The following is a 3,609-nucleotide window of genomic DNA, read 5'->3' on the forward strand; positions in this document are numbered from 1 at the left end:
GCACTGCAATCCAATCACCAACAACGTATGGAACTGGCCGCCGATGGCAAAGACCCGAGATTCCATCGCAAGGCCGTGCAAGCACAAGATCTCGGGATCGCATTCGGCCTCGCCACCGCACAACGCATTATGCGCCATCGCCATCCGGATTACCGGTTCGACATCGTCGATGCGGACCTCGCCCTTGAAGCCGGATGGGCCTTACGCGGTTCGGGAAGCACCGCGTTTGAGCATACAAGATTGCGGCCGAACTACTTCCTTGTTGGGAGAAAGCTGGGAGCACCGTTCCGGATCGCCTCCGTCGATTGCAGAGGTTCCCACGGCAGGGTCGAAGCCCAGCACGAGCAGTTGGCAAAATCGGCGGCACATGTAGAGACGGTCGTGCTCGGCGATGTCGATGCCGGTGGCGCGCCACCGCCGAGCCTGCTGTTGGCGACCGCGGTGGCCGCCAAGGGCGGCATCGAAGTACGTCTTCTCGACCCGGCCGGCGACGGGGTACTCACTGTGCCCGGAAGATCCACACCGGACCTGACCGGCCCGATCGAGGAGCTCAACCTTGTCCCACTCATCCCTTTCACCAACTCTGATGGTCGACAGACTTCCCGCCCGGGGTTTGCCCTCCCGGTCGAACGTTGGGAATGGTTCTCCCGCGTTCTCGCCCGAACGACCGCTGCGGGCCTGCTCACCTTCGCTGGCGACCGCGACGCTGCCCGCAGCCTCTTGACGAACCGACAGCAGTACCGACTCGGGTCAGGCCACCCCCATGCCAGTACCGGTATGCGATTCGACACCGGAATCACCCTGGGCGGACTGTCTTTCGTGGGTACCGACCACGTTTTCCGGCTGAACGGACAGCGAGTGGAAGTGTTCTCCGGACTCCTCCAGCACATGCACAGCCGCCTCGCAAAGCAGGAACTCGACGACCACGAGGCGGAGCTGCCCGCCGCCCTGGCAGCGTGGAAGCGGCGGAAAGCCGCTGTTATCAAGGACTGGGGTGGTCTTGTCCATATGGATCTGACCGGAGCACTATTCGCGATACGGGCGCAAGGCAGCGGCCGCCAGCAGCTCTACTGATCAACTGTTCCAGGCAGCCCCGAAGACATCACCGTGCATCGACATTCGACTAACCACACGATCATCTACGCCGCGACCACCTCTGTCTGTTGCGAGTGGGTGCGGTTCTCCGACCAGTGCCGCGAGCGCGGTAGCGACCTCTTGGAGGTCGGCGCGGACGTAAGTGGAGGTGGTCCCTGCGTCGCTCTTGCCGTTGTGGCCGGCGTATGCGCGTGCGACGGCGTAGCCGAAGTTTCGTTCGACCCAGGTGAGTGTGGTGTGGCGGAGCCAATGTGTGCTGACTTGTTGTGTCGCGACCCATGGAAGATGTTTGCCTATGCGCTGCCATAGGTAGTCGTAGCGGCGCGCGGTGATGGCGCGTCCGTTGCGGTAGCGAAAGAGTTGGCTGGCTTCGGCGGCTCCGCGTTGCTCGGCGTGGATGAGGAGGTGCCGCATCAGGGTTGGAGACACTGGTTGCCACCGCAGCGTCTCGCCCTTCTCGCGTAGGCGTATGAGGCATTGTTCGGTGTCGAGGTCTTTGGGGCGGAGTCCCAGCGCGCCGCCTCGGCGGCATGCTGTCTCGGTGTGCAGGCGCAGCAGCATCGAGTCGAGCTCAGGGTCGTTACCGGTCGAGCCCGCTGCTCTGTTGATTTCAGCAAGGCGTGTGTCCGGTAGGGCTCGTCGGGAACTGGCAAGCCGTCTGGGCTTGGTAACGCGCGTCGCGGGGTTGTCGTTCTCTGAGATCAGTCCGTCTGCGACCGCGTGGCGATACACGCATCGGAGTGCGGAGATCAGGTGCTCGGCGGCGGTTCGGCCGCCTCGCGAGTTTTTTCGTACGACGACGTTCAGCTTGACGTGCTCAGCAAGTTGCTTGATCTCCAGCGGAGTCGGTTCATCGACTCGTCGGTCGCCCCAGACTTCGACAACGCGCCGCCAGTAGGTGTCGTAGACGCGGCGTGTCCCCACGGGGACGGCGTCTGACACACGGCCGATGTAGTCCCGGATCGTGGGAATGGGCCTGCTTTCCGCAGGTGTCTTAAAAAGTTGCTCGGGACTGATTCCGAGCCGGGAGAGCAAGAGACGCGCTGCCTCAATGTCATCGCCTTTCATGGTCCCGCCTCCTTTGGTTGAGACTCGTGGTACGCGAGCAGCACCTTGTCGAGCACGGACGTCGGGTAGGCCGTCAGCAGGTCGTGATCCGGATAGGCGGCGACGAGAAGTTGTGCGCGGGCTTTGATGCGGCAGGAGTGCCGTACGGCTGCTGGCAGTCGGAGATGCCCTTGGCGAGTAATGGTTGCCGGCCCATGAGAGTGAGTGACAACGATAAAGAATCCGTTCAGGACGTTGATCGAAATCGAGGAGTGAGGCAGCCAGCCCAGGACTCGTAACACTGATCGGTCGGCGAGCCGTCCACGGTTATCGATCGCCGTCACGGCGTAATACACACTGCTGTCGTGAACGGGGGAGAGGAGGCGCGCCACCGGAAGCCCACTTGTTCGGGGTCGCGTCTCCTCTTCGCTGATCTTTACGGTCGATGCAAGGTAATCCCCGAGCGAGCGCTGATGTTGGATTTGACATTTCGGGCTAACTTCTCGACCAGTCATTAGGCGGCGCTCAATACATCCCGGGTTTCCAGCTGAGCATTCTTGAGTTCGCGGGAACTCCCGGGGAAGGAGGCTTTGGTGAAGATGAGGACGTCTTCGTGGGCGATGAGGTGGAGGGGGAGTCCGGTGTTGCGTTGTTTGCGGATGAAGTCGCGTTGGAAGAAGCTGCCGCGGGCGACGAGGTCGTTTTCGGCGATGCGGGCCAGCAGTACGACGCAGCGTTCGGTGGGGATGAGTCCTGCTTGGCGGCCGCAGGTGAGGATGTGGGAGGGCAGGTCGATGAGTTCGGAGTGTTCGCGCCAGGGGCGCAGTGTGACCGCGACGTGCCCGCCGGGCTTCAGGAAGACGGCGGCGTGGGTGAGGATGCGGGTGAATCCGGCGAGGAGTGTCGGTGGTGGCCGATGTTGGCGAGGTTTCCTCGGTCGAGGGTGTTGCCGTAGCGGTGGTGGTGTTTGTGGACGCCGGCGGTTCCGGTGCTGACCTGGCCGTGGGTGGACGGTCCGTACGGCGGTGAGGTGACGACCAGTGCGACCTGGCCGTGGAGATCGGCTGGCAGCAGGGTGGAGAGTTGGCGGGCGTCGCCGTGCACCACGCGGCCGGCGGCGGTGGTGGCGTTGGTGTGGTGGGCGAGGTCGAGGTTGGTTTGGGTGATCTTGGCCCAGTGGGGTTCGTATTCGACGCCGATCGCGGGGCGCCCGAGGTGGAGGGCTTCGACGAGGGTGGTGCCGATGCCGCACATGGGGTCGAGGACGAGGTCGCCGGGCTGGGTGTAGTGGGCGATGGCGTGTGCGGCGACGGCGGGCAGCATTTTGGCGGGGTGTGCGGTGGAGTTGGGGCTGTAGCGGTCTTTGCGTTGGGTGGCGGGGGAGGTTTGCGCGGTCGCCCAGACCGACACAGCCGGCGGGCACGGGGCGGGCAGTGTCACGGTGATCCGGCGGTGCGACGTGGAAGG

The 3,609-nt window shown here is 63.8% G+C and carries 3 protein-coding genes and 1 pseudogene; 1 reads left to right on the top strand and 3 read right to left on the bottom strand.

All coding sequences use genetic code 11. The features are described 5' to 3' along the window. Positions 1-1,074: hypothetical protein (locus ACWDKQ_RS35440; protein WP_450143116.1), on the top strand; the 1,074-nt coding region annotated here is incomplete at its 5' end. Here ACWDKQ_RS35440 and ACWDKQ_RS35445 read toward each other — a convergent pair. The 3 genes and pseudogenes from ACWDKQ_RS35445 to ACWDKQ_RS35455 all read right to left on the bottom strand — a co-directional run bounded on the left by ACWDKQ_RS35445 (position 1,075) and on the right by ACWDKQ_RS35455 (position 3,576). Continuing rightward, a complete protein-coding gene (locus ACWDKQ_RS35445; RefSeq protein WP_450143117.1) occupies positions 1,075-2,163 on the bottom strand; it encodes a tyrosine-type recombinase/integrase in 1,089 nt (362 codons plus the stop codon). Continuing rightward, the gene (locus tag ACWDKQ_RS35450) at positions 2,160-2,498 is read right to left on the bottom strand and encodes an AbrB/MazE/SpoVT family DNA-binding domain-containing protein (RefSeq protein ID WP_450143118.1); all 339 of its coding nucleotides are present in this window, start codon (positions 2,496-2,498) and stop codon (positions 2,160-2,162) included. The genes ACWDKQ_RS35445 and ACWDKQ_RS35450 overlap by 4 nt, the downstream gene beginning before the upstream one ends. A gap of 158 nt (positions 2,499-2,656) precedes the next feature. Continuing rightward, positions 2,657-3,576 (bottom strand): annotated as a pseudogene (locus ACWDKQ_RS35455) (TRM11 family SAM-dependent methyltransferase). Between the last annotated feature and the right edge of the window lie 33 nt (positions 3,577-3,609).

The sequence above is a fragment of the Saccharopolyspora sp. NPDC000995 genome, from assembly GCF_053599315.1.

What these genes read in the sequence shown, in the direction of transcription:
- ACWDKQ_RS35445 (WP_450143117.1), bottom strand. Translation starts at nt 2,163, where the DNA reads ATGAAAGGCGATGACATTGAGGCAGCGCGTCTCTTGCTCTCCCGGCTC.